The sequence below is a fragment of the Thermopolyspora sp. NPDC052614 genome (genome assembly GCF_040678635.1).
In the GTDB taxonomy this organism is placed as follows: domain Bacteria; phylum Actinomycetota; class Actinomycetes; order Streptosporangiales; family Streptosporangiaceae; genus Thermopolyspora.
This window is the reverse complement of record NZ_JBFATZ010000003.1, coordinates 451,924-475,108: the sequence shown is the minus strand read 5'-3', so window position 1 is coordinate 475,108 and position 23,185 is coordinate 451,924. Positions and strand designations below refer to the sequence as shown.

Genomic DNA, 23,185 nt, shown 5'->3' with positions numbered 1-23,185 from the left:
ACCTCACATGCCTGCTACGACGACGGATGCTCCCGCTCGGCAGTACTACATGGTGCTTTCTGAGGCCCACCCGGCGATCGTGCGGCCTGTGCGGGAGGTACTCCGAGCCCATCTGCGGCTGTGGTGCAAGAGCGAACTGAGTTCCGTGGCCGAACTCGGGGTCACCGAACTGCTGACCAACGTGCACAAGCACGCCTCTGGCATCTGCGAACTGCTGGTTCGCGAGATGCCCGATGGGATCACTATCGAGGTCACCGATTTCGAGAACCGCCTCCCCATCGTGAAGGAGTCGGTGGAGGACGAGGAGGGCGGAAGAGGGCTGTTCCTGCTCTCTGTGCTCACTGACGACCTGGGGTTCGAGCCACTGCTGGGAGGCAAGCGGGTGTGGTTCCGGTTACGGTGGCCGCCCTCAGCCTGCGATGGTGCCTGAGTGATGAGAGCAGCCACCGTTGGCCGCAAGCGCTCGTGTCCGTTGCCGGGGCCGGTGTCAGGCGTGTCCGCTTGAGCGCCCTGGTTCCGTAGCCGTGCCGCGGCCGGTGGTGTTGCCTGGTTCGGTGCTGTCAGGTGTCGATGGTGGACATGTCTCCGTAGCGGGCGCCTGCCACCGCGCCGCGCGGGACCGCTTGTTCCAGGGCGGTGAGCTCGTCCGGGGTGAGTTCGACGGTGGCGGCGGCGATGTTCTCCTCCAGGTACTTCACGCGCTTGGTGCCGGGGATCGGTACGACGTCGGCGCCCTGGGCGAGGACCCAGGCCAGGGCGAGTTGGCCGGGGGTGACGCCCTTCGCGTCGGCGATCTCGCGGATTCTGGCGACGAGGGCGAGGTTGGTTTCGAGGGCCTCGCCGTGGAAGCGGGGGAAGTAGGAGGTTCGGCGGGTGTCGCCCGGTTCGAGGGTCTCGGGGGACACGGCGCCGGTGAGCAGGCCGCGGCCGAGGGGTGAGTAGGGGACCAGGCCGATGCCGAGTTCGCGGATCGTCGGGAGGATCTCGTCCTCCAGGTCGCGGGTGAACAGGGAGTACTCGGACTGCAGGGCGGTGATCGGGTGGGTGGCGTGCGCCCTGCGGATCGTGGACGCCGAGGCCTCGGACAGGCCGAGGTGGCGGACCTTGCCGGCCTGGACCAGTTCGGACATCGCGCCGACGGTCTCCTCGATCGGGACGTTCTTGTCGACGCGGTGCTGGTAGTACAGGTCGATGTGGTCGACGCCCAGGCGGCGCAGGGAGGCGTCGCAGGCCGCGTGGACGTACTCCGGGCGGCCGTTGACGCCCAGGCGGGTGCCGTCGGGGAGGCGCTCGTTGCCGAACTTGGTGGCGAGTTGCACCTCGTCCCTGCGGCCGGCGATGGCCTTGCCGACGAGTTGCTCGTTGGTGAACGGGCCGTACATGTCGGCGGTGTCGATGAAGGTGACGCCGAGGTCGAGCGCGCGGTGGATGGTGGCGATGCCGGAGCTCTCGTCGGCGGTGCCGTAGAACTCCGACATCCCCATGCAGCCGAGTCCCATGGTGGAGACGGTCAGTGAAGAGGTGCGGCCCAGCGTGCGGGTTCCGATGCTTTGAGTCGTCATGTCTCCGAGTCAACCTGTTGGAGTGCGCTCCAGGTCAAGCCGGGACGGTGCCGGAATATAACGCGTGGGCTGATTTTTCGGTCGATCTCGTTACTTCTCCCGGGGCAGGCCGGGCGGGTTGAGCAGGGACTCCGGTACGGCCTCGTTGTCCAGGCCCCACCGCTTGAGCACCTCGGCGTACTTGCCGTTCTTGATGACGACGTTGAGCGCGTCCCTGATGGGCTCGGCCAGGCCGTTGCCCTTCTGCGTCATGGCCGCGATGAGGCCCTGCCGGTCGGGGCCCGCGCCCGAGAAGGTGCCGACGATCTTGGTGTCGCCGCTGACGGCGGCGTGGTAGGCGGAGGTGGGGTTGGGGCCGAAGTACGCCTGGATGCGGCCGGACTTCAGCGCCAGGTAGGTGTCGGCGGCCTGCTGGTAGTACTGCACCTGGATGGGCTTCAAGCCCGCGGCCTGGTTCTGCTTGTCCCAGTCGAGGAGGATTTTCTCCTGGTTCGTCCCGGAACCCACCGAGACGGTCAGCCCGGCGATGTCGGCCGGCTTGGTGATCGAGGTGATGGGGCTGTCCTTGGGCACCTCCCAGGCGAGCTGGTCCAGGCGGTAGGTGGCGAAGTCGTAGATGTCCTTGCGCTCCTCGGTCACCGTGATGTTGGAGAAGCCCGCGGCGTACTTGCCGGAGCGGACCGAGAGGAACAGGTTCTCCCAGGAGGTCGCCTCCAGCCGGAGTTTCAGGCCCAGTACGTCGGCGACCAGCGAGGCGATGTCCTCCTCCACGCCGATCGGCGTCGTGTTGTCGTCGGCGACGAACGACAGCGGGGGCTGGAAGGTGGAGGTGCCGACGAGCAGCTCGCCCTTGGCGCGGATCGCGGCGGGCACCTTGTCGGCGATGGCGGCGTCCTTGTCCGCCCGGACGCGGTTCTGCTCGGGGCTCGTATTGATTGTCAGAACGGTCGGCGAGGCCGCGCCCGCCGAGGCGGGGGCCGCGCCGCCGCCGGCGGCGGTGGTTCCGGCGCCGGTGCCGGACGTGCCGCAGGCGGTCAGCAGTAACAGGGAGGACAGGGCGGCGACGGCGATCCGGGACACCGATGGCATGGGGGATTCCTCTCAGGGGTTCGTCACAAGGGGGTTCGGGGCGTCCGGACGAGCAGGTCAGAGCACCTTGCCGAGGAAGGCGCGGGTGCGCTCGTGCCGGGGGGCGTCGAGCACCTGGGCGGGCGGGCCCTGCTCGACGATCAGGCCGTCGTCCATGAAGACCACGGTGTCGGCGACCTCGCGGGCGAAGCCGATCTCGTGGGTCACGACGATCATGGTGGTGCCGTTGCGGGCGAGGGTCTTCATCGCCTCAAGCACCTCGCCGACCAGCTCCGGGTCGAGCGCGGAGGTCGGCTCGTCGAAGAGCACCACCTTGGGGCGCAGGGCGAGCGCGCGGGCGATGGCGACGCGCTGCTGCTGGCCGCCGGACAACTGCCGGGGATAGGCGTTGATCTTGTCGGAGAGGCCCACCTGCTCCAGCAGCTCGGCCGCGAGCGCCTCCACCTGCGCGCGGGGCCTGCGTTGCGCCGACAGCGGGGCCTCGATCACGTTCTGCAGCACGGTCAGGTGGGGGAACAGGTTGAAGTTCTGGAAGACGAAGCCGATGTTGGTGCGCTGGCGGAGGATGTCGCGTTCCTTCAGCTCGTACAGGCGGTCGCCCACCCGCCGGTAGCCGATGTACTCGCCGTCGATCGTGACGTACCCGCGGTCGATCTTCTCCAGGTGGTTGACGCAGCGCAGCAGGGTCGATTTGCCCGAGCCGGACGGGCCGAGCACGACGGTGACCTCGCCGGGCCGTACGGTGAGGTCGATGCCGCGCAGTACCTCCAGCGGGCCGTAGCTCTTGTGCACGCCGCGTACCTCGACCATGGGCGCGGTCACGACGGGCTCCCAGTGTCAGAGGCAGTGTCAGGGGCGGGGTCAGGGGCGGGGTCAGAGGCGGGGTCAGAGGCAGGGTCAGGAGCGGGGGCCGGGCCGCCGGGGGCCGGGATGAGACGCCGGCGGCGGGCGGCGCGGCGCAGTTCGACCAGGCGGCGGGCGCGTTGCAGGGGCGTGGGCGGCAGGGCGCGGGACTGGCCGCGGCCGAAGTGCCGCTCCACGTAGTACTGCGCGATCGACAGCACCGTGGTCAGGATCAGGTACCAGATCGCGGCGACGAGCAGCATGGCGATCACGCGGCCGTTGCGGTTGTAGATGACCTGTACCTGGTAGAACAGCTCGGGCAGCGCCATGATGTAGACGACCGAGGTGCCCTTGACCAGGCCGATGATCTCGTTGCCGGCGTTGGGCACGATCGTCCGCATCGCCTGGGGGAGCTGGATGCGGAAGATCTGCCGGGCGCGGGGGATGCCGAGCGCGGCGGCGGCCTCCAACTGGCCCGGGTCCACCGACAGCAGGCCCCCGCGTACGATCTCCGCCGCGTAGGCGGCCTGGTGCAGCGCCAGGCCGAGGGCCGCCGCCGTCACCGGGCCGATCAGATCCATCGAGCCGATGGAGAAGAACGCCGGGCCGAACGGCACGCCGAACGAGATCTGCTTGTACAGCGCGGCCAGGTTGTACCAGAACAGCAGTTGCAGGATGAGCGGCACCGAGCGGAACAGCCAGACGTAGCCCCACGCCACCGACGTCAGCAGCGGGACGCGGGACAGGCGCATCAGGGCGATCACGGTCCCCAGCAGGAAGCCGAGGACGATGCCGAGCGCGGTGAGCTGCAGGGTGAACAGCACCGCGTTGAGGACGGAGGGGTGGAACAGGTACTCGCCGACGACCGGCCAGTCCCAGGCCGGGTTGGTGATCAGCGCGTTGACGGCCATGGCGAGCAGGACCAGGACGACGGCGGTCGCGATCCAGCGCCAGGGGTGGCGTGCCTTCACCACGCGCAAGGTGTCGGCGGAGTCGTGCGTGGTGTCGTGGTCGAGCGCTTGGGTCAGGCTCACGGCGGCTCCTCGGCCCGCTGGGGGCGGATGTGGGGCGGCCCCCGCGCCGGTCGGCCGAGGCGCATGCGGGCATGGCGGCCTGGTCGAGCCGGGTACGGGGGCCGTGGGGTACGGGAGATGGGCGGCCGGAGGCCGCGGGCGATCAGCGGGTCAGCCGTGACACAGAGATGACCGCACGCGGCAGTGGTCGATGTGACCTCGCCGGGTCAGCAGTGCCTGGGGGCGCATGGCCCTACTGCAACATGAGAGATTGATTCCGTCAAGTCCTACTTGTTTTGAGGGTTTTTCTTCGATCACCCGCTTGCGACCGCCCGGCCGGAACGGGTTATAGTTCCGGATGGGTCATGAGCGCCAGCGTCAAGCCCCGGCTTGCTGGCCGGCAACCCTCCGTCTGCGGCGGGGTGCCCCGGGTGAGGACCTGGCCTGGCGCGAAGGGCGTCGGGCAAGCGCGGGCCCCTTGAGCGGACGCCACGGGGGCCAATGGCCCCTGGAGGCTTGGCATGTCCATTTTGACGATTCTCGACTCCGCCGCCGCCGGTTCCGTCCGGCCCGACCCCGCGTCGTCCACGCCAGCGCAGACGCCCGCCGTGTCGTCGTCCAGCGCGCCGACGTCCAGCGCGCCGACGTCCAGCGCGCCGACGTCCGGCGTGCCGTCGCCAGCGGCGTCGTCCTCCGGCGCCCGGTCGTCCGCCGTGACGCGCATCCCGGCCGTGCTCGGCGCGGACCTGCGGGTGCCGGTCAAGGACGGGAGGCAGGTGCCGTACGCGAACCTCGACTACGCCGCCAGCGCGCCCTGTCTGGAGGCGGTGAGCGAGGCCGTCGCCGAGGCGCTGCCCGCCTACTCCAGCGTGCATCGGGGCGCGGGATACGCCTCCCGGCTCACCACCGCCCGCTACGAGCAGGCCAGGCACACGGTTCGGGCGTTCGCCGGGGCCCGGCCGGACGACGCGGTCGTGTTCACGCGCAACACCACCGACGCGATGAACCTGCTGGCCCGCTGCCTGCCGGACGGCACCACCGTGGTCGTCTTCGAGAGCGAGCACCACGCCTCGCTCCTGCCGTGGGGCCGGGCCGTCCGCCTGGCGCCGCCCGCGTCCCCCGGCGAGGCCGTACGCGCGGCCGATCGCGCCCTCGCCGCGCTCGACGGCCCGGCGCTGCTGGTCGTCACCGCCGCCTCCAACGTCACCGGCGAGCTGTGGCCGGTCGCCGCCCTGGCCGCGGTCGCCCACGGGTACGGCGCCCGGATCGCGGTGGACGCCGCGCAGTTCGCACCGCATCGCCGGCTGGACATCGCGGCGCTCGACGCGGACTACGTGGCGTTCTCCGGCCACAAGCTGTACGCGCCGTTCGGGGCGGGGGCCCTCATCGGGCGGGGCGACTGGCTCGCGCGGGCCGAGCCGTACCTGCGCGGGGGCGGCGCGTCGAAGAACGTCGGCGACGAGGTGGAGTGGAGCGCGGACCCCGAGCAGCGACACGAGGCGGGCACCCCGAACGTGCTGGGCGCCATCGCGCTCGCCGCCGCCTGCGAAACGCTGACCGCCGCCGGATGGACCGAGCTGGTCCGGGAGGAGGAACGGCTCACCGCCCGGCTCCGCGCCGGGCTGCCGAACGGCGTGCGCGAGCTGGCGCTGTGGGGGCCGGATCACCCGCGGATCGGCGTGGTCTCGTTCACCGTGGACGGACGCGGCGCGCGGGAGGTGGCCGAGATCCTCTCGTCCGAGTACGGCATCGGCGTGCGGGACGGCAAGTTCTGCGCCCATCCGCTGGTACGCAGGCTGGTGGGGGGCGAGGGCGGCTGCGTGGACGGGTCGGGGGCGGCCGTACGGGCGTCGATCGGCATCGGGACGACCGACGAGCACGTCGACCGGCTCATCGCGGCCCTGCGGGACATCGTCGAGGGGAAGGTCTGATGCTCGGCGGGCCGTCTCTGCCGGTTTGGTGTGCGGGATGGCAAGTTCTGCGCCCACCCGTCGGCCTCGACGCCGCTGTCAGCCATCGGCCCCTTGGATACAGCCCTGCCCGCAGCCGCGCGTCGTCCTCGGGTCCTCGCCAAGACACTTGCGGCTGTCGGCTTAACCAATGGGCTTGACGAAGATTCCTTTATTTCCTACTGTTTATATGGGTTAGACGGTCGATCCCGTGGGACGGCTCGCATCTCCGGTAGCGGCATGGATCCGCATGGGATGCGCGAGACCGCGGGTGCACGGATATCGCAGACCGCATGGAAGGCGGGACCGTCATGATCATCACGTCTGAGCACGCAGGCGTTTCGCTGCGCCTCGTGGCCAGACTCGACATCGACCTGTGCCGCTGGCGCAGCGCCCGGTGTCGGCGCTCCCTCGCACGCTGATCATGTCCTGATCGATTCGACCCGCTCTGTCGAGGGAGCACCATGTCCAAAACCGTCATCGACCATGTACGTGTCGACCATGCCCATCCTGCGGCGTCCGCGGGATGGGACGGCCGGATCGACCCCTATCCGGAGGGTGAGGGGGCGGAGGAACATCGCGAAGCGATCACCCGGGCGCTGACCGGCCGCGCCGGCTCACCCGCCCATGCGTCGCGTCCCGAGCATCCGCGCCAGGCCGAGCCGCTCGAAAGGGGCGAACATCCGCGTCCCGAACATCTGCGTCCCGAGCACCCGCACCAGGTCGAGCCGTTCGGGAGGGCCGATCATCTGCGCCCCGAGCGCCTGCGGCGCGAGATCGCCGAGCTCGACGCCGTGATCGACGAGTTCGTGGCGTGGACCGTCTACCGCGTCGCCTCCGCCACCACGGCCGAGGAGTACACGATCGCGCGCAAGCGGCTGACGGCCACGTTCCACGAACTGGACGGGCGGCTCAGCCGGGACCGGTTCCTGCTGGGGGCGGCGATCACCGAGCCCGACGTGCGGCTGTGGACGCTTCTGGTCCGCTACGACACGGGCTACAACCCGTTCGCCAAGATCAGCAAGCTGCGGCTGATCGACTTCCCCCGGCTGTGGGCCTACGCCAGGGACCTCTACCAGCACGCGCCGTTTCGCGACACCACCGACTTCGCCGCGATCGCCCGCCTGCCCGAGTACCCGGCGCCGCCCTTCTTCCACGACGCCCCCTGGCGGGTCCTGGTCGAGCCGTACGAGGCCGACTGGGAGTCCCCCCACGGCCGTGAACTCCTCGGCTGAGGCGACGGCCCGCCGGGCTCACCACGGAACTCACCACGGAACTCACGACGGGGCTCACGACGGGGCTCGCCATGGGCGCGGCCTCCCCGGACACGAGGGCGAGGTGATCCGGCTGCTTCGCGATGGCGAGGCCGCCGCGGGCGACCGCGAGGACGACGCCGCCTTCGCGTACGAGCATGGTCTGCTTCACCTGCCGCCCGGGCGGCTCGCCGAGGCGGCGCTCGACCGGGTGCCCGGCGGGGAGCCGGTGCTCGTGCGCGGGGCGGGGCCGGCCCTGGCGGACCTGCTGGCGCCGCTCACCGTGGGGCGCGGCGGCGGGTTCAGGCGAGGGCCGGGCGGGAGGCTGACGTACGCGGTCGGCGGTCACGAGCCGCTGGTGCACGTGGTCTCCCGGCGCGGGGTGCCGTACCACGCGAGGATCGAGTATCCGCTGCGCGGCGGGCCGCCGCCCGTCGGCGGATTCCTGCGGGACCTGCCCGACGGGCCGCTGGACCACCGGCGTGACGTGTGGCCGCTGATCGCCAAGGAACTGACGTACGCGTATTACCACGAGCTGCTCACCGCCCATCCGGAACGCGCGCGCATGACCTGGGACGAGTTCGCCGAGGCGTACGCCGCGGAGCCCTGGGACGGCAAGGCGATGCGGGCGCTCATCCGGCGGGCCGTGCCGGGGTACGCGGACCGGCTCAACCTGGCTCGGCTGGACCGGCCGCTGGCGGGGATCCGGTTCGGGGACTCGGCCGGGCTGCAGCGGTGGGTGCACGGCTACATCGCCGCCGATCTGGCCCGCCGCGGCGATCCGGCGCACAGCGCGGACCTGGCCATGGTCCATGGAATGTTCTCGGTGCTCGGCATGTTGGCGAAGGCGTCGGACATCGACCCCTCGTTCACGGAGCTGGTGGGCTTCGTCGCCGGTGGGCCTTCGGCGGCCCGGCTGGAGGAACTGCTGGCGCTGGCGCGCGCGGGGATCGTCACGTTCGTCGGGGCCGAGGGCAGGGTCGTGGCCGATCCGGTGGACGGCGTCTGGCGGGCGGGAAGCCTCACCGTGCCGGGGCACGTGCGGGCGCGGGTTTTGATCGAGACGCCTGCCCCTACGTGGCCCGCCGAGGCGGACGTCACGCCCGCGCCACCGCAGGTGGCGTGAGCCATAGCCCTATTAAACAGGTAGGGATACTATAGAAATACATCCGTTCCGATCCTTAAGGAGCAGGAATGACGACACACGCCCCCGACCTCGCCCCCGCCCCCACCGCCGACGAGATCGACGAGTTCGCCCGAGAGTGGCGCGAATGGCACGAGCGGCACGAGTCGCAGCGCGCCGACCGGCACGGCTTCCTCGCCGTCACGGGCCTGCACTGGCTGACCGGCGAACCGCAGCGGGTGCCCGGCGCGCCCGGCGAGTGGTCCACCGGCGAGGAGGGCGTCGTCGTGACCCTCGGCCCCGGCGAGGAACTGGTCGTGGACGGCGAGACGGTCAGCGGCCGGTACGTCTTCGGCGTCATCCCCGAGCGCGGCGGGATCAACGCCGTCTGGGGCGACGCGGTGATCGAGGTGGCCAAGCGGGGCGGCCACGACATCGTCCGGCCACGCCACCCCGACCACCCCACCCGCACCGCGTACACGGGAACCCCGACCTTCCCGCCGCACCCGCGCTGGGCGGTCACGGGCCGCTACGTGCCCTTCGACGAGCCCCGGCCGACGACCGTGGGCGCGGCCGTGGAAGGGCTGCAGCACGTGTACGACGCGCCCGGGCGGGTGGACTTCGAGCTGGACGGCCGGCAACTGAGCCTCACGGTGTTCCCCGGCCACGTGCCGGGAACCCTGCTGGCCCTGTTCCTCGACGAGACCTCCGGCGTGACCACCTACCCCGCCAACCGCAGCCTCAGCCTGGGCGCGCCCGACGCCGACGGACGGGTGGTCGTCGACTTCAACCGGGCGGTCAACCTGCCGTGCGCCTACACCGAGTTCGCCACCTGCCCGCTTCCGCCGGAGGAGAACCGGCTGCCGGTGGCCATCGAGGCGGGCGAGAAGATCCCCCACGAGCAGCACTGACGGCACCCAAGTCGTCGCAATCGTACGAATTGGAGAGATAGATGCCGAAGGCATACGTATTCGACCGGCACGGCGGCCCGGAGGTGGAGGCGTTGGCCGACGTCGAGCGGCCGGTGCCCGGTCCCGGGCAGGTGCTCGTCGCGGTGCGGGCGGCCGGGGTCAACCCCGTCGACTGGAAGCGGCGTGTGGGCTACGCCCCCGTGGGCGCGCCGCCGATCGAGCTGCCGGCGGTGTTCGGCAGTGAGGTCTCCGGAGTGGTCGAGGAGGTCGGTGAGGGCGTCACCTGGTTCAATCCCGGCGACGCGGTCTTCGGCAACCCGACCACCGGCGGCTACGCCGAGTACACCCTGCTCCCGGCCGAGCTGACCGCGCACAAGCCCGCCGAGGTGTCGTTCGCCGACGCGGCGACCCTGCCGGTCGCGGCGGCGACCGCCTGGGACGGCATCCGGCAGCTGGAGCTGCCGCCCGGCGCCACCCTGCTGATCACGGGCGTGGGCGGCGGCGTCGGCGTGGCCGCGGCGCAGATCGCGCTGCACGAGGGGCTCAAGGTGATCGGCACCGCGAGCGTCGGCAAAAAGGACTTCGTCGAGGGCCTCGGCGTGACGTACGTCGAGCCGGGGACGGGCGTCGCGGACCGGGTGCGGGCCGCCGCGCCGGGCGGCGTCGACGCCGTCTACGACCTCGTCGGCGGGGCCGCGCTTGAGGAGGTCGCGGAGGTTCTGGAGGACCCGGGCAAGCTGATCACCGCCGCCGACCGCCAGACGGTGGCCAAACTCGGCGGCTCCCCCGTACGGCGGGCCCGCGACCGTGCCGTGCTCGACGCGGTGGCGCGCCTGGTCGTGGAGGGCGTGCTGCGGCCGTACGTGACCGAGACGTTCCCGCTGGACCGGGCGGGGGAGGCGCTGCGCAAGGTCGAGGACGGCCACGCCCGAGGCAAGATCGTGATAGAGGTGAGCGGGTGACGAGACGGCCGAACGGTTTCGGCGGTGCCGGGCGCACCGCCGGGAAGAGGAACGAAAAGAGGAAGACCCGCGTCGGCGGCACGCCGTTGACGAGGGCGGCGTGAGCGAGCGGGAAGGCGGGCAGGGCGCCGCCTTCCACCCGCTGGACCATCCCGCCTGGACGTCGCTCACCGGCCCGCACGCGCGTTTCGCCGAGCGGAAGGGCGACGTGGTGCGCTATCCGGTGGACGTCTCCCCGTTCCTGGCGTTGCCGCCGGAGCCGAAGCCGGCCGACTGGGACGACCTCGCCGCGCTCGTCGGCCCCGGCGCGACCGTCATGGGACCCGGCCTGACGGACCCGCCTCCCGGCTGGGAGGTGGTGACGGAGGTCCCGGGGGTGCAACTGGTCGACGACGGCGTCGCCGCCGTCCCCGACGGCGAGGCCGTACGGCTGGGGGCGGAGGACGTGCCGGAGATGCTGGACCTGGTGGCGCGGACCCAGCCGGGCCCGTTCCTGCCGAGGACCATCGAGATGGGCGACTACCTGGGCATCCGCCGCGCCGGCAGGCTGGTGGCGATCGCCGGGGAGCGGCTGCGCCCGCCGGGCTGGACCGAGATCAGCGCCGTCTGCACCGATCCGGAGTTCCGCAACCAGGGCCTGGCGACCCGGCTCGTGCTCGCCGTCGCCGCCGGCATCCGGGCCCGCGGCGACACGCCGTTCCTGCACGCCGCGGCGTCCAACGTCAACGCGATCCGGCTGTACGAGTCCCTGGGCTTCACGCTGCGCGCCAGGGTGCGTTTCCGCGCCGTGCGGGTGCCCACGGACATCGCGATCGCCTGACCGCCGCCGGGTCCCGCGTCGGGGTCGCGGTCGGGACCCGGCGACGCGCCCGCGGGTGTGCCCTGGGCCGCTCTCGGGCACACCCGTGATGCCCGGCCGGGCGGGACAGGGACGAGAAGGGGGCGGCCGGTGGACGTCAGGCACGACACGTGGCGGGTGAACGGCATCGAGCTCGCCGTGACGACCGCGGGCTCGGGCCCCCTGGTCGTGCTGGCCCACGGCTTCCCCGATCTGGCCCTCACCTGGCGCCTCCAGCTTCCGGCCCTCGTCGAGGCGGGATACCGCGTGGTGGCCCCGGACATGCGCGGCTACGGGCGCAGCGCCCGCCCGGCAGCGGTGGCCGACTACGACGGCGACACCATCCGCGGGGACCTGATCGGCCTGCTCGACCACGAGCGGGCCGACCGGGCGCACTTCGTCGGGCACGACTTCGGCGCGGCCACCGTCTGGCCGCTGGGGGTGACGCATCCCGATCGCGTCCTGTCGCTGACGGGTCTCAGCGTGCCGTACGCGCTGCCGTCCCCGGTCGCCCCCACGCGGATCCTGCGCGACCGGCTCGGCGACGACTTCTACATGGTGCGGTTCCAGGAGCGCGAGGCCCCCGAGGCGATACTCGAACGCGACGTCGCCCACACCCTGAGCGCCGCGCTCTCGGGGCGTTTCGACCCGCCGTCCTTCGAACGGGACCCCGGTAAGCCGCCCGAGCCGCCCGCGTGGCTTCCCGCCGACGTGTTCGACGTGTACGTCCGCGAGTTCGAGCGTACGGGCTTCGGCGGCGGCCTCAACTACTACCGCAACATCGACGAGAACTGGCGGCAGGCGACCCGCCGCGACCGGCAGATCATCGAGGCGCCGTCGCTGCTCATCACCGCCGACCAGGATCCGGTCATCCGGTTCATGCCGCCCGAGCGCGCCGCCCGCGGATTCCGCGACCTGCGCTCGCACACCGTCGCCGGCGCGGGACACTGGATGCACCAGGAGAACCCCGAGCAGGTGAACGAGCTCATCCTCGGCCATCTGCGCGCGGCGGACCGGTGAGGGCACGACCCGGGGTCCCCGCCGGGGTCCGCCCGGCCGGTCTGAAACCATAATTCCCTACGGGAACACCGAACTTTCTCAGAGGGAAGATCACCATGACGATCGCAGAGCGCGCCACCACCGGCGAATGGCAGGCCGCGGCGCGTGCCGTCGCCGCCGAACTCGCCGACGGCGTCACGGCGCGGGACGCGGCCGGTTCCGCCCCCGTCGAGGAGGTCGCGCTGCTGCGCGAGTCGGGTCTGCTCGGCCTGCTGGTCCCGCGCGACCTCGGCGGCGGCGGACGCCCGTGGAGCGAGGGGCTGGCGGCCGTGGAGCTGATCGCGCGGGCGGACGCGTCCGCCGCGATGCTCCTCGGGTACCACTACCTGCACCTGTGGCGGCTCACCCACTACGACAACGCCGAGCTGGCGCGGCGGGCGGCGCGCGGCACGGCGCGGGAGGGGTGGTTCTGGGGCGGGGCCAGCAACCCGCGCGATCCCGGTCTCACGCTCACCCGCGACGACGGGGCGTACCGGGTGCACGGGCGCAAGGGCTTCGCCACCGGCGCCCAGGTCGCCGACCGGATCGTGGTGAGCGGCGCCGCGCCGGAGGGCGGGAAGGTCATGCTCGTCGTGGACGGCCGCGCCGAGGGGGTGCGGCACAACGACGACTGGGACGCGATCGGGGTACGCCGGTCGGCGAGCGGGAGCGTGGAGTTCGACGGCGTCCGGGTGCCCGACGAGTGGGTGGTCGGGCCGGTGCCGCCGAACGAGGCCGCGGCGGCGCCGTACCAGAGCCTGGTCGTGCCCGCGTTCCAGATCGTCTTCGTGCACCTGTACGCCGGGATCGCGCGGGGCGCGTTGACGGCGGCGGTCGAGTACACCCGGACGAAGACCCGGCCGTGGACGGGGAGCGGGGTCGAGTCGGCGGCCGAGGACCCCTACATCCTGGAGACGTACGGCGAGCTGGCGAGCCGGACGGCGGCGGCGGAGGCGCTGGCCGGGCGCGCCCGCGCGGCCTTCGACGCGGCCGTGGCGCGGGGGCGCGAGCTGTCGGCCGAGGAGCGCGGGGAGACCGCGGTGGCGATCTCGACCGCCAAGGTGGTCGCCCAGCACGCCGTCCTCGACGTGACCTCGCGGGTCTTCGAGGTGACCGGCGCGCGGGCGACGGCGCGAGCGACGGGGCTCGACCGTTTCTGGCGGGACGCCCGCACGCACACGCTGCACGACCCCGTGGCGTACAAGCTGCGGGAGATCGGCGAGCACGTGCTCACCGGAGGGCTGCCCACGCCGGGGCCGTACAGCTGACGTCCCGGCCGCCGACCTGCCCGCCGGTCAGCGGGCGGCGCGCCGGGCGGCGATGGCGTCGTAGTCGGGGATGCGCTCGGAGATCGGGTCGCCGGTGAAGTTCCCCACCCAGCCGTCGTCGTCGTGGAAGAAGCGGATGGCGGTGAAGGCGGGGTCGGTGCCCATGTCGAACCAGTGCGTGGTGCCCTTGGGCACGCTCAGCAGGTCGCCGGCCTCGCAGAACACGGCGTGCACCTTGCCGTTGACGTGCAGGTAGAAGATGCCGGTCCCGCTGACGAAGAAGCGGACCTCGTCGTCGTCGTGGGTGTGCTCGGACAGGAACTTCCGCCGCGCCTCGGCGGCCTTGGCCGCCCACTCCTGGTCGGTCTCGTCGGTACGGCGCAGCGACGAGACGTCGACGAAGACGTACCCCTCCTCGGCGACGATCCGCGCCACCTCGTCCTTGTAGGCGTCGAGAACGCCCTCCTGGTCGGGCGGGACGGCGTCCTCATCGAGCACCGGCCAGTGGCGGAGCCGTACGTCGATCTCCTTGAGGGCGGCGTCGATCTCGTCGAGGTCCTCGGTCTCCAGCAGGGTCTCCGGAGCGTCCGAATCGGTGTAAACGGTGAGATATGTCATGGGTCGATTGTGCGTCGCGGCAGCTCGCTGGGCAAATCATAGTTTCCAAATCGGAAATATAGACATGACCCGATATGCCGCCTATCATCCGTCATGTCATGCGCACCCCTGCGGCTCCTCGCCAAAGACGATCTCCAAGAACGACGTGATGACCATGAGAAAAACCCGCTCCCTCCTCGGCGTCCTCGCCGGCACGATCGCGGCCGTCGCGCTCGCCGGATGTTCCCAGGGAGCGCCGGCCGGCGGGACGTCCGCGAGCGCCGCCCCCGCGACCACGGCGTCCACTGGGACCATCGGGAGCGCCGCCCCCGCGGCCACCCGCTCCGCGCCGCCCGAGTTCGCGAACGGCGAGGTGACCATCGCCCTGGTGCGCCAGCTCTCGTCCGGCGACTACTTCGAGCAGTGGCTGGCGGGCGCGCAGGCCGAGGCGAAGTCGCTCAATGTGAAGCTCGACGTCTCCAGCGGCGACGGCAACAACGACAAGCAGGCGCTCAACCTCGAACAGGCCGTCAACCAGAAGGCCGACGCGATCATCGTCGACCACGGCTTCGCCGACACGATCCAGCCCGCGATCAAGAAGGCCGCCGCGGCGGGCATTCCGCTGGTCGCCTTCGACGTCGATCCCGGCACGCCCGAGGCCGTCGTCATCGGCCAGGACGACCACCAGATCGCCGCCAAGGCCCTGGACGTGCTGAAGGCCGACACCGGCGGTGCCGGCGAGGTCATCTACGTGTACGTGGCGGGCTTCGCGCCGCTGGATCGCCGCAACGAGACCTGGGAGCAGTTCAAGAAGGACAACCCCGGCATCAAGCAGGTCGCCCAGATCGGTGTGGTCAACAACTCCACCGCCTCGGCCGTCGCCGACCAGGCGAAGGCGGCCCTCCAGGCCAACCCGAACGTCAAGGCGATCTTCGCCCCGTACGACGAGTTCGCCAAGGGCGCCGTGCTCGCGATCAAGGAGCTGGGCCTGAAGGACAAGGTCAAGGTGTACGGCGCGGACATCTCCACCGCCGACATCGGCGTGATGGCCGAGGAGGGCAGCCCGTGGGTGGCCACCGTCGCCACGGACCCCTCCAACGTGGGGCGCGTCGCCGTACGGGCCGCCGCGCTGCTGGTCGCGAAGGAGCAGGTGGACAAGGCGCTCAACGTGCCGCCCGCGCTCATCACCCGGCAGACGCTGCTCGACGGCGGGATCGCCAACGTCGAGCAGCTCGTCGCGGCGATCCCCGCGCTGACGACCCCGGACGTGGCGAGGGTGCCCTGGGCCCCCGCGTCATGACCGCGACGTCATGAGCACGACCGCCGGGACGGCGGCGGGCCCGGCGGTGGTGTCGGTCTCGGGGGTGTCCAAGCGGTACGGCGCCACCACGGCGCTGCGCGACGTCACCCTCGAGATCCGGCCGGGCGAGATCTTCGGCCTGATCGGCACCAACGGCGCGGGCAAGTCCACCCTCATCAAGGTGCTGTCGGGCGTCACCCGTCCCACCGCCGGCGAACTGCGGCTGCGCGGCCGACGCCTCGAACCGTCGAACCCGCTCGACGCCCAGAACGCGGGCATCCAGACCGTCCACCAGAACATCGACGACGGCGTCGTCTTCGGAGTCTCCGTCGCCGAGAACCTCACCCTCGACGCGCTCGCCCGCCGCGGCCCCGGCCGTTTCGTCACCCGCGCCCGCACCCGCGACGCGGCCCGCGCCGTCGCCGAGGCCGCCGGGCTCGACGTGCCGCTGGACGCCCCCGTCGAGACCCTCTCGGCCGCCCTGCGCCAGCGCATCGTCATCGCCCGCGCCCTGTCCCGGCGTCCCGACCTGCTCATCCTCGACGAGCCCACCTCGACCCTGTCGGCCACCGAGACCGAGGCGCTCCTCGCCGCCGTGCGCGCCATGGCCGCCGACGGCATCGCGGTCCTGTACGTCTCCCACCGGCTGAGCGAGATCCGTGACCTGTGCGACCGGGTGGCCGTGCTGCGCGACGGCGTCATCCAGCGGACGTTCACCGCCCCGGTGGATCCCCGGCGTCTCGTCGAGGCCATGCTCGGCGACGACTTCGCGGCACGCGGCGCGCCCGCCGGAGCGCGGGCGGCCACGGGCGCGGTGCGGCTCACGGCCTCGGGGATCCGCACCCGCCCCGGGGCGGAGCCGTTCGATCTGACCGTCCGCGCGGGCGAGATCCTCGGCGTCACCGGCCTGGTCGGCGCGGGCAAGAGCGAACTGCTTGAGCAGGTGTACGGCGCGCGACCCCTGCTGTCGGGCCGCCTGCTGCTCGACGGCGAGCCGTACCGGCCCCGCGACCCCCGCGAGGCGATCGCGAACGGCGTCGCCCTGGTCGCGGAGGAACGCGCCGCCCAGGCCATGGTGCCCGCCTGGTCGGTCCGCGCGCACGTCACGCTGCCCCGGCTGCGCGCCCACGGCCGGGCGGGTCTGCTGTCCCGCCGCTCCGAGACGCGCGCCGCCGGGCGCGTCATCGACCTGTTCGGCGTGCGCGGGCCCGGCCCCGAGGCCCCGATCGAGGCGCTCTCGGGCGGCAACCAGCAGAAGGTCGTCGTCGGACGCTGGCTGGAGGGCGAGCCCCGCCTGCTCCTGCTCGACGAGCCGTTCCGCGGCGTCGACGTCGGCGCCCGCGCGGACATCGGCCGCGTGCTGCGCGAACGGGCGACGGAGATGGCCGTGATCGTCGCGTCCTCCGACCCGCAGGAGGTGCTCGACGTGGCCGACCGCGTCCTGGTCCTGCACGACGGCGGACCGGCGGGGGAGCTTCGAGCGGGGGAGCTTCGGGCGGGGGACGTGACGGCCGAGCGGCTGGCGGCGCTGATGGCGGGGGGAGCGGAACGATGATGGCGATTCGGGCGAAGACGGCCCGTCCGGTGGCGGAGGTCGCCGCGCGGCCGATCGGGGAGCGCGCCGCCCGGCTGGGCTACCGGTATGGGCTCGTCGCCGTGCTCGTCGCCATGGTGGCGGTCTTCGCCCTGGTACGGCCCGCCTTCGGCACCTACGCCAACGCCCTGATCGTGCTGCAGTCGGTGGCGATCGTCGCCGTCGTGGCGCTGGGCGTCACCGTGTCGATGGCCACCGGCGGATTCGACCTGTCGGCGGGCGCGAACGTGAGCTTCGTCGTCATGGTGACCGCCCTCACCATGGTCAGGTTCAACCTGACGGGCGGCACCGCGATCCTCACCGGCCTGCTCGCGGGCCTGCTCGTCGCGGGCGTCAACGTGCTGCTCACCGTGGTCTGCCGGGTCCCCGACCTGGTGGCCACGCTCGGCACGATGTTCCTGTTCCAGGGCCTCGCGCTGATCATCACCTCGGGCCAGTCGGTGTCGGCCGGCATGACGGTCGACGGCGCGCCCGCCCCGGGCCGCTATACGGCCGACTTCGTCTGGCTCGGCTCTGGCACGATCGCCTCGGTGCCCGTCCCCGTCATCGTGATGCTGCTGCTCGCCGCGGCGGCGTACGTGTTCCTCAACCACACCCGTTGGGGCCGCGCCCTGTACGCCATCGGCGGCAACGCGCGGGCGGCCCGGCTCGCGGGCATCCGGGTGGAGCGCTACCGCGCGCTGGCGTACGTGATCTCGGGCCTGTGCGCGGCCGTGGGCGGCATCCTGCTGTCGGCCCGGCTCGGCCGCGGCGACGTGGGCGCGGGCGACCCCTACCTCCTGCAGTCGGTCGCCGCCGCCCTCATCGGCTTCGCGGTGCTCGGCGCGAACCGCCCCAACGCCCTCGGCACGCTCATCGGCGCCCTCTTCATCGGCATCATGATCAACGGCATGACCATGCTCAACGCCCCGTACTACGCACAGACCTTCGTGCAGGGCGCACTGCTGGTCGGCTCGCTCATCGTGAGCTACACCCTCACGCCCGGCCGCCGGGAGCGGAACACCACGTAGCCGAAGCAGCGCAGGCGCCGGCGCCCGCGCGGGGTGCACATCTCAGGCCGCCGGTCGCGGCTCAAGCCTGAGCCGGGGAAGAGAACGGCTCAGGCCGTGGCGACGGCGTAGGCCAGCAGCCATTCCACGCATTCGGTGACGTGGCGGGCGTGGACCAGGTCGGTGCCCCAGGCGTACAGGCCGTGGGAGGCGACGATGAACGCCGGGGTGCGGGGGTCGAAGACCTCCTCGAAGCGGTCGCCGAGCTCGGTCATGTCCTGGCTGTTGGGGATGACCGGGATGATCACCTCGTCGTCGTGCGCCTCGCGGCCGATGCCCTTGAGGGTCTCGATGTCCCGCAGGTGTACGCCGCCGGGCCAGCGGTGCCCGGCGATCACGGCGTTGAGCGCGTGGACGTGGACGACCGCGCCCGCGCCCGCCACCGCCGCCACGCGGGCGTGCAGCCCGGCCTCGGCCGACGGCCGCAGCGGCGCGACGCCCTCGACCGGGACGGGCGCGCCGCCGGAGTCGACCACGGCCACGTCGGAGGGGGACAGTTCGCCCTTGTCGAGGCCGCTGGCGGTGACGGTGAGCCGCAGCGGGTCGCGGGTGAGCACCTCCGACAGGTTGCCCGAGGTGCCGCGCATCCAGCCGAACCCGGTGAACCGGGCCGACTCGGCGGCGAGCCGCGCGCCCGCCGCGAGGACGCGGTCGGCGGTGAGGCCGTCCGGCGCGGCCTTGTCCGGGGTGGGCGCGTCCGGGGTGGCTGAGACGGCGGGGGTGTGCTGGGTCATGACGCATCCTTCAGGGTCAGCTCGTCGAAGGTCGCGATCGTGGCGTGCGGGCCGAAGTCGGCGTGCTCGCTCGGCTCGCCGGGGCGGCGCACCCCCACCGTGTTCCAGCCCGCCGCGGCGGCGGCGTCGAGTTCGGCCGGTACGTCGGAGAGGAACAGCAGCCGATCGGGCGGCGTGCCGAGCGCGTCGGCGATGCGGCGGTAGGAGTCCGCCTCCTTCTTCGGCCCCGCGTTCACGGTGTCGAAGTGCCGGTCGATCAGCACCGACAGATCGCCCGCGTCGCTGTGCGCGAACCACGGCCGCTGGCTGGAGACCGCCCCGGACGAGAACACGGCCAGCCGCGGCCCCCGCTCCCGCCAGGCCCGCAGCGCGGGCGGCACGTCCGGAAAGAAGTGCGCGGTGAGCTCGCCCGCCGCGAACCCGGCCGCCCAAATGCGCCCCTGCAGCGTCTTCAGCGGCGTCGCCTTGACGTCGCCGTCCATCCACGTGTGCAGGACCGCCACCAGGTCGGCGACGGGCGCGTCCTCGGGCAGGCCCCCCTCCTCGCGGATCCGGGCCACCGCCTCGCGCACTTCGGCGTCGTCGGCGTTCGCCTCGATGAACGGCCCGAGGCGGGGCCGGGCATACGCGTACAGGCCCACGTGCACCGAGCTGGTGGAGCTCGTCGTCCCCTCGATGTCCAGCACCACCCAGGAGGCCGTCACCTCGACCATGTCCTCACCTTCACAGTTCTCGCGTTCGGCACGTATTCGTCCTGCCCGATGTTCGCGCGGCGATCACGCGCCCGGCTCCCCGTCGCCCAGGGCCAGAGCGGTCACGTCGCCGGGGGTGTCGAGGTCGCGGCGCCGTACGATCAGGGCGCGGGACAGGCGCGCCACCCGGGCGGCGGCCCGCCCCTGCTCCGGATCCGGCAGGCCGTCGATGTCGGGCACATGCGCGTAGCCGATGACGCGGCGCATCGCCTCCCCGCCCGCGAACCCGAGCCCGTCGCGCCACACCCCGTCGAGGAACACCTCAAGGAAGCCGTCGTCGAAGATCCGATCCACCCGGGACGGCCACAGCCGCCGGAACTCACCGGTGAACGCCTCCCAGCTCAGCCCCACCTGGGCGACGTGCTCGGCCGCGAGCGCCGGATCGCCGAGCACGTCGGCCCGGATCGCCGCGATGAACGCGTTCGCCCAGAACAGCCCCAGATCGAACCCGATCGGCCCGACGAACGAGAACTCCGGGTCGATGACGGCGATCCGCCCGTTCCCCTCCGGCCCGCCGACCATGATGCTGCCCGAGTGCAGGTCGCCGTGGAGCAGCGCCTCGGCCTTGGTCATGAAGACGTGCCGCAGCAGGCCGATCTCGCGCCGCAGCTCGGCGTCCGCCCGCAGCTCCTTCACCAGCGGGTCGATCGCCGGGTGGTTGCGGTTGTGCTCGTGCTCGATGTACGGCTCGCCGAGGATCATGGCCTCGGTGAGTTCGCACAGCTCGGGGTTGACCGACTCGGCGATGAGCCGCTTGCGATCCTGCGACGGCATGCCGAAGTCGGACGTGGCGAACGCCAGCCGGGCCACGAAGACCCCGATGCCGCGCCCGACCTCGCCGGGCGACGCCCCCTCGACCGTGGCGCCGCGCAGCACCCGCAGGTCGCCGACGTCCTCAAGGACCAGCGTGAACGTGCCCGGGTCGTAGCCGTGGAAGGCGGGCGTGAACTCCGGCGCGATCGCGGCGAGGTGCTCGTACGCCCGCGCCTCGGCCGCCGCCCGGTACGGCGTGAGCGGCCACGACTCGCCGTGCACGCGCACGTACGGCAGCGCCTGCTTGACGGCGAGGCCGGGCACGTCCGGGTCCCGGCGTACCAGGAAGATCCGGTTGAGGTTGCCGTCGCTCACCTCCCGCACGGTGAGGCCGTCGGCCGAATCCGAGTCCGGGAGGCCGAGCAGCGGGAGCAGGTCGCGGGAACGCAGGTAGCCGGGGATGTCGGCGGGCGCGAGCAGCGCGTACACCGGGTATCCGGAGGCGGTCGTGTCGCTGGTCATGGGCGGGTCAGCACCTCGACGAAGTCGGCGACGAATCGGGCGGAGTCCACCGCGGTGATCACCTTGGTGGGGGGCGCGGGCTCGTAGCGAAACGCCGGCGGCAGGCCGTCGGCGGTGCGCATCAGGTGCGCCCGCGCCTGCGGGCCGTGCCGGACGACGTTCACCGGACCCACGGCGTACGCGGTGACGAGCCCCGGGTCGAGCAGGACGCCGGCGGCGAGCGGGTCGTGCAGCGGGATGATCCGGCGACCCCAGTGGTGCTGGTAGAAGTCCAGGTAGGAGTCGAGGATCTCGGAGGCGAGGCGCGCCCGCGGCGTCCCGGCCGCGCGCAGCGCCGCGATGGCGTGCTCCTGCAGGAGCGTCACGGAGGTCACGTTCACGCCGACCATCACCAGCTCGCCGCGCGGCGCGGAGAACACCGCCCGCGCCGCCGCCGGATCGTTGTTGACGTTGGCGTCCACGGTGAGATGGGTGCCCGGCGGCGGGTACGGGCCGGAGCCGCCCATGAGCACCACCGAGCGGTACCGGGTGAACAGCTCCGGGTCGATGCGCAGCGCCAGCGCCAGGTTGGTGAGCGGGCCGAGCGCCAGCAGGTCCAGCTCGCCGGGCCGTTCGCGGGCCAGCCGGACGAGCGCCTCGGCGGCGGGCTCGCCGCCGTCGCGCGGCTGCGGCCGGTGGTAGCCGCGGTCGCCGAGGCCGTCGAGGCCGTGCACGTACCCGGCGATGTGCGGCGCGCTTTCCAGGGGTTTGCCCGCGCCGCGGAAGACGGGCACGTCCAGGCCGAGGAGCCCGGTGACGTAGCCGATGTTGCGTGCCGCGTCCTCCTCCTCGCAGTTGCCGTACACCGAGGTGACGGCGACGATCTCGGCGTCGGCGCGGCCGGCGAGGTACAGCAGCGTGTGGGCGTCGTCGATGCCGGTGTCGGTGTCCACGACGATCCGGCGGGTCGTGCTCATCGTGCGGTGCGCTCCTGTTCTTCGGGGGACTCGTCGAAGTGCCGGGCCACCTGGGACGGCTCGTACACGCCGCGCTCGGTGACGATCCGGGTCACCAGCCGCGGCGGCGTCGCGTCGAAGGCCGGGTAGAAGCCGCGGGTGCCCTCGGCGGCGCTGCGCACCCCGAGCACGTGCAGCACCTCGTCGCCGTCCCGGTGCTCGATCACCACGTCCTCCAGGCGGGGCGCCTGCGGATCGGGGGCCTGGACGAGCGCGTGGAACGGCACGCCGAACTCCCGCGCGGCCAGCGCCACCCCCAGCGTGCCGACCTTGTTCACCACGTGGCCGTCCATCGTCACCCGGTCGGCGGCGACCAGCGCGACGTCGGCGAGGCCGTCGGCGAGCGCCGCCGCGACCATCCCGTCGGTGATCACCGTGGGCCGGTAGCCCATCTCCACCAGGGCGGCGGCGGTGAGCCTCGCCCCCTGCAGGTACGGCCGCGTCTCGGTGCACACGAACGACAGCCGCAGGCCCGCGTCCTCGGCCGCCCGCACGGTCGCGATCAGGTACGCGTCGGCCCAGCAGTGCGTGAGCACCCGCGCCCCGTCCGCCAGCAGCGTGGCGGCGTGGCGGCCGAGCGCGTCGCTGCGGGCGTGGTAGGCGGCCTCGTGCGCGGACGCCGCCGCCGCGACCGCTTCGGCCAGTTCCTCGCCGGGCGCGTCGGCGAGCGGCCCGTCGGCCGTGGCCGCCAGGATGCCGTGGACGGCGTCGCGGATGTGATTGTTGGTCGGCCGGGTCGCGACCAGCCGCCGCCCGGCCGCCCGCAGCAGCTCCGCCGCCTCCCCGGGGCCGGCGTGCCGGGCCTCGCGGCCCGCGAGCGTCATGCCCGCCGTCGCCGCGAACAGCGTGCCCGAGCTCTGCGTCACCATGCGCTCGATCGCGACCGCGACGTCCTCGGTGGTGGCGCACCGCACCCAGCGGACCTCGAACGGGTAGACGCGCCGGTCGAGGATCTCCACGGCGTCGCCCGCGAACCGGACCGAGTCCGCCAGGACGGGCCCGGCCCTGTCTGCCGTACTCATGACCGACCCCTCATGGCC

The 23,185-nt window shown here is 72.5% G+C and carries 22 protein-coding genes and 1 riboswitch; of the genes, 12 read left to right on the top strand and 10 right to left on the bottom strand.

Annotated features, from left to right (window positions below; genetic code table 11):
- The first annotated feature begins 7 nt into the window (after window positions 1-7).
- A complete protein-coding gene (locus AB0K60_RS08755; protein WP_364050151.1) occupies window positions 8-430 on the top strand; it encodes an ATP-binding protein in 423 nt (140 codons plus the stop codon).
- A gap of 130 nt (window positions 431-560) precedes the next feature.
- Here AB0K60_RS08755 and AB0K60_RS08750 read toward each other — a convergent pair whose 3' ends face one another.
- The 4 genes from AB0K60_RS08750 to AB0K60_RS08735 all read right to left on the bottom strand — a co-directional run bounded on the left by AB0K60_RS08750 (window position 561) and on the right by AB0K60_RS08735 (window position 4,528).
- On the bottom strand, window positions 561-1,562 hold the full coding sequence (locus tag AB0K60_RS08750; RefSeq protein WP_364050149.1) for an aldo/keto reductase: 1,002 nt from the start codon (window positions 1,560-1,562) through the stop codon (window positions 561-563).
- 90 nt (window positions 1,563-1,652) lie between these two features.
- Window positions 1,653-2,651 (bottom strand): ABC transporter substrate-binding protein, encoded by a 999-nt coding sequence (locus tag AB0K60_RS08745; RefSeq protein ID WP_364050147.1) that lies wholly within the window; start codon window positions 2,649-2,651, stop codon window positions 1,653-1,655.
- 57 nt (window positions 2,652-2,708) lie between these two features.
- On the bottom strand, window positions 2,709-3,461 hold the full coding sequence (locus AB0K60_RS08740) for an amino acid ABC transporter ATP-binding protein (protein WP_364050612.1): 753 nt from the start codon (window positions 3,459-3,461) through the stop codon (window positions 2,709-2,711).
- A gap of 8 nt (window positions 3,462-3,469) precedes the next feature.
- Window positions 3,470-4,528: an amino acid ABC transporter permease gene (locus AB0K60_RS08735; protein WP_364050145.1), complete on the bottom strand. Its 1,059-nt coding sequence runs from the start codon at window positions 4,526-4,528 to the stop codon at window positions 3,470-3,472.
- Between the two features lie 340 nt (window positions 4,529-4,868).
- Window positions 4,869-4,983: riboswitch (SAM riboswitch) on the top strand.
- Window positions 4,984-5,028: 45 nt separating this feature from the next.
- On the opposite strand from AB0K60_RS08735, the gene AB0K60_RS08730 reads away from it, so the two are divergent.
- The 8 genes from AB0K60_RS08730 to AB0K60_RS08695 all read left to right on the top strand — a co-directional run bounded on the left by AB0K60_RS08730 (window position 5,029) and on the right by AB0K60_RS08695 (window position 13,849).
- Window positions 5,029-6,438, top strand: a complete 1,410-nt coding sequence (locus AB0K60_RS08730) for an aminotransferase class V-fold PLP-dependent enzyme (protein WP_364050143.1) — start codon at window positions 5,029-5,031, stop codon at window positions 6,436-6,438.
- A gap of 482 nt (window positions 6,439-6,920) precedes the next feature.
- Window positions 6,921-7,691: a glutathione S-transferase C-terminal domain-containing protein gene (locus tag AB0K60_RS08725; protein ID WP_364050141.1), complete on the top strand. Its 771-nt coding sequence runs from the start codon at window positions 6,921-6,923 to the stop codon at window positions 7,689-7,691.
- Window positions 7,692-7,794: 103 nt separating this feature from the next.
- Window positions 7,795-8,835 (top strand): hypothetical protein, encoded by a 1,041-nt coding sequence (locus AB0K60_RS08720; RefSeq protein WP_364050139.1) that lies wholly within the window; start codon window positions 7,795-7,797, stop codon window positions 8,833-8,835.
- Between the two features lie 68 nt (window positions 8,836-8,903).
- Entirely contained in the window at window positions 8,904-9,743 is an 840-nt protein-coding gene (locus tag AB0K60_RS08715; RefSeq protein WP_364050137.1) for a DUF1684 domain-containing protein, read from the top strand.
- Window positions 9,744-9,784: 41 nt separating this feature from the next.
- Complete coding sequence (locus AB0K60_RS08710; protein WP_364050135.1) at window positions 9,785-10,705, top strand: NADP-dependent oxidoreductase; 921 nt, start codon at window positions 9,785-9,787, stop codon at window positions 10,703-10,705.
- A gap of 100 nt (window positions 10,706-10,805) precedes the next feature.
- Entirely contained in the window at window positions 10,806-11,525 is a 720-nt protein-coding gene (locus tag AB0K60_RS08705) for a GNAT family N-acetyltransferase (RefSeq protein WP_364050133.1), read from the top strand.
- Between the two features lie 129 nt (window positions 11,526-11,654).
- Window positions 11,655-12,563: an alpha/beta hydrolase gene (locus AB0K60_RS08700; protein ID WP_364050131.1), complete on the top strand. Its 909-nt coding sequence runs from the start codon at window positions 11,655-11,657 to the stop codon at window positions 12,561-12,563.
- A 95-nt stretch (window positions 12,564-12,658) separates the two neighbouring features.
- Window positions 12,659-13,849, top strand: coding sequence for an acyl-CoA dehydrogenase family protein (locus AB0K60_RS08695; RefSeq protein ID WP_364050129.1), 1,191 nt, complete (start codon window positions 12,659-12,661; stop codon window positions 13,847-13,849).
- A 27-nt stretch (window positions 13,850-13,876) separates the two neighbouring features.
- Here AB0K60_RS08695 and AB0K60_RS08690 read toward each other — a convergent pair whose 3' ends face one another.
- Window positions 13,877-14,467 (bottom strand): cupin domain-containing protein, encoded by a 591-nt coding sequence (locus tag AB0K60_RS08690; protein WP_364050127.1) that lies wholly within the window; start codon window positions 14,465-14,467, stop codon window positions 13,877-13,879.
- Window positions 14,468-14,615: 148 nt separating this feature from the next.
- Here AB0K60_RS08690 and AB0K60_RS08685 point away from each other — a divergent pair, with 148 nt between their 5' ends.
- The 3 genes from AB0K60_RS08685 to AB0K60_RS08675 are packed head-to-tail and all read left to right on the top strand — an operon-like array spanning window position 14,616 to window position 18,350.
- Window positions 14,616-15,746 (top strand): substrate-binding domain-containing protein, encoded by a 1,131-nt coding sequence (locus AB0K60_RS08685; protein ID WP_364050125.1) that lies wholly within the window; start codon window positions 14,616-14,618, stop codon window positions 15,744-15,746.
- Between the two features lie 10 nt (window positions 15,747-15,756).
- A complete protein-coding gene (locus AB0K60_RS08680; RefSeq protein WP_364050123.1) occupies window positions 15,757-17,301 on the top strand; it encodes a sugar ABC transporter ATP-binding protein in 1,545 nt (514 codons plus the stop codon).
- On the top strand, window positions 17,298-18,350 hold the full coding sequence (locus AB0K60_RS08675) for an ABC transporter permease (protein ID WP_364050121.1): 1,053 nt from the start codon (window positions 17,298-17,300) through the stop codon (window positions 18,348-18,350). The genes AB0K60_RS08680 and AB0K60_RS08675 overlap by 4 nt, the downstream gene beginning before the upstream one ends.
- A gap of 89 nt (window positions 18,351-18,439) precedes the next feature.
- Here the strand turns inward: AB0K60_RS08675 and mtnB are convergent, their stop codons facing one another.
- The 5 genes from mtnB to AB0K60_RS08650 form a co-directional block, all read right to left on the bottom strand.
- On the bottom strand, window positions 18,440-19,123 hold the full coding sequence (gene mtnB, locus AB0K60_RS08670) for a methylthioribulose 1-phosphate dehydratase (RefSeq protein ID WP_364050119.1): 684 nt from the start codon (window positions 19,121-19,123) through the stop codon (window positions 18,440-18,442).
- The gene (mtnC, locus tag AB0K60_RS08665; protein ID WP_364050117.1) at window positions 19,120-19,836 is read right to left on the bottom strand and encodes an acireductone synthase; all 717 of its coding nucleotides are present in this window, start codon (window positions 19,834-19,836) and stop codon (window positions 19,120-19,122) included. The genes mtnB and mtnC overlap by 4 nt, the downstream gene beginning before the upstream one ends.
- A 63-nt stretch (window positions 19,837-19,899) precedes the next feature.
- Window positions 19,900-21,150: an S-methyl-5-thioribose kinase gene (mtnK, locus tag AB0K60_RS08660; RefSeq protein WP_364050115.1), complete on the bottom strand. Its 1,251-nt coding sequence runs from the start codon at window positions 21,148-21,150 to the stop codon at window positions 19,900-19,902.
- Entirely contained in the window at window positions 21,147-22,106 is a 960-nt protein-coding gene (locus tag AB0K60_RS08655; RefSeq protein ID WP_364050113.1) for a nucleoside hydrolase, read from the bottom strand. Before AB0K60_RS08655 ends, mtnK begins: the two co-directional genes overlap by 4 nt.
- On the bottom strand, window positions 22,103-23,167 hold the full coding sequence (locus AB0K60_RS08650) for a s-methyl-5-thioribose-1-phosphate isomerase (RefSeq protein WP_364050111.1): 1,065 nt from the start codon (window positions 23,165-23,167) through the stop codon (window positions 22,103-22,105). The genes AB0K60_RS08655 and AB0K60_RS08650 overlap by 4 nt, the downstream gene beginning before the upstream one ends.
- Window positions 23,168-23,185 lie beyond the last annotated feature (18 nt).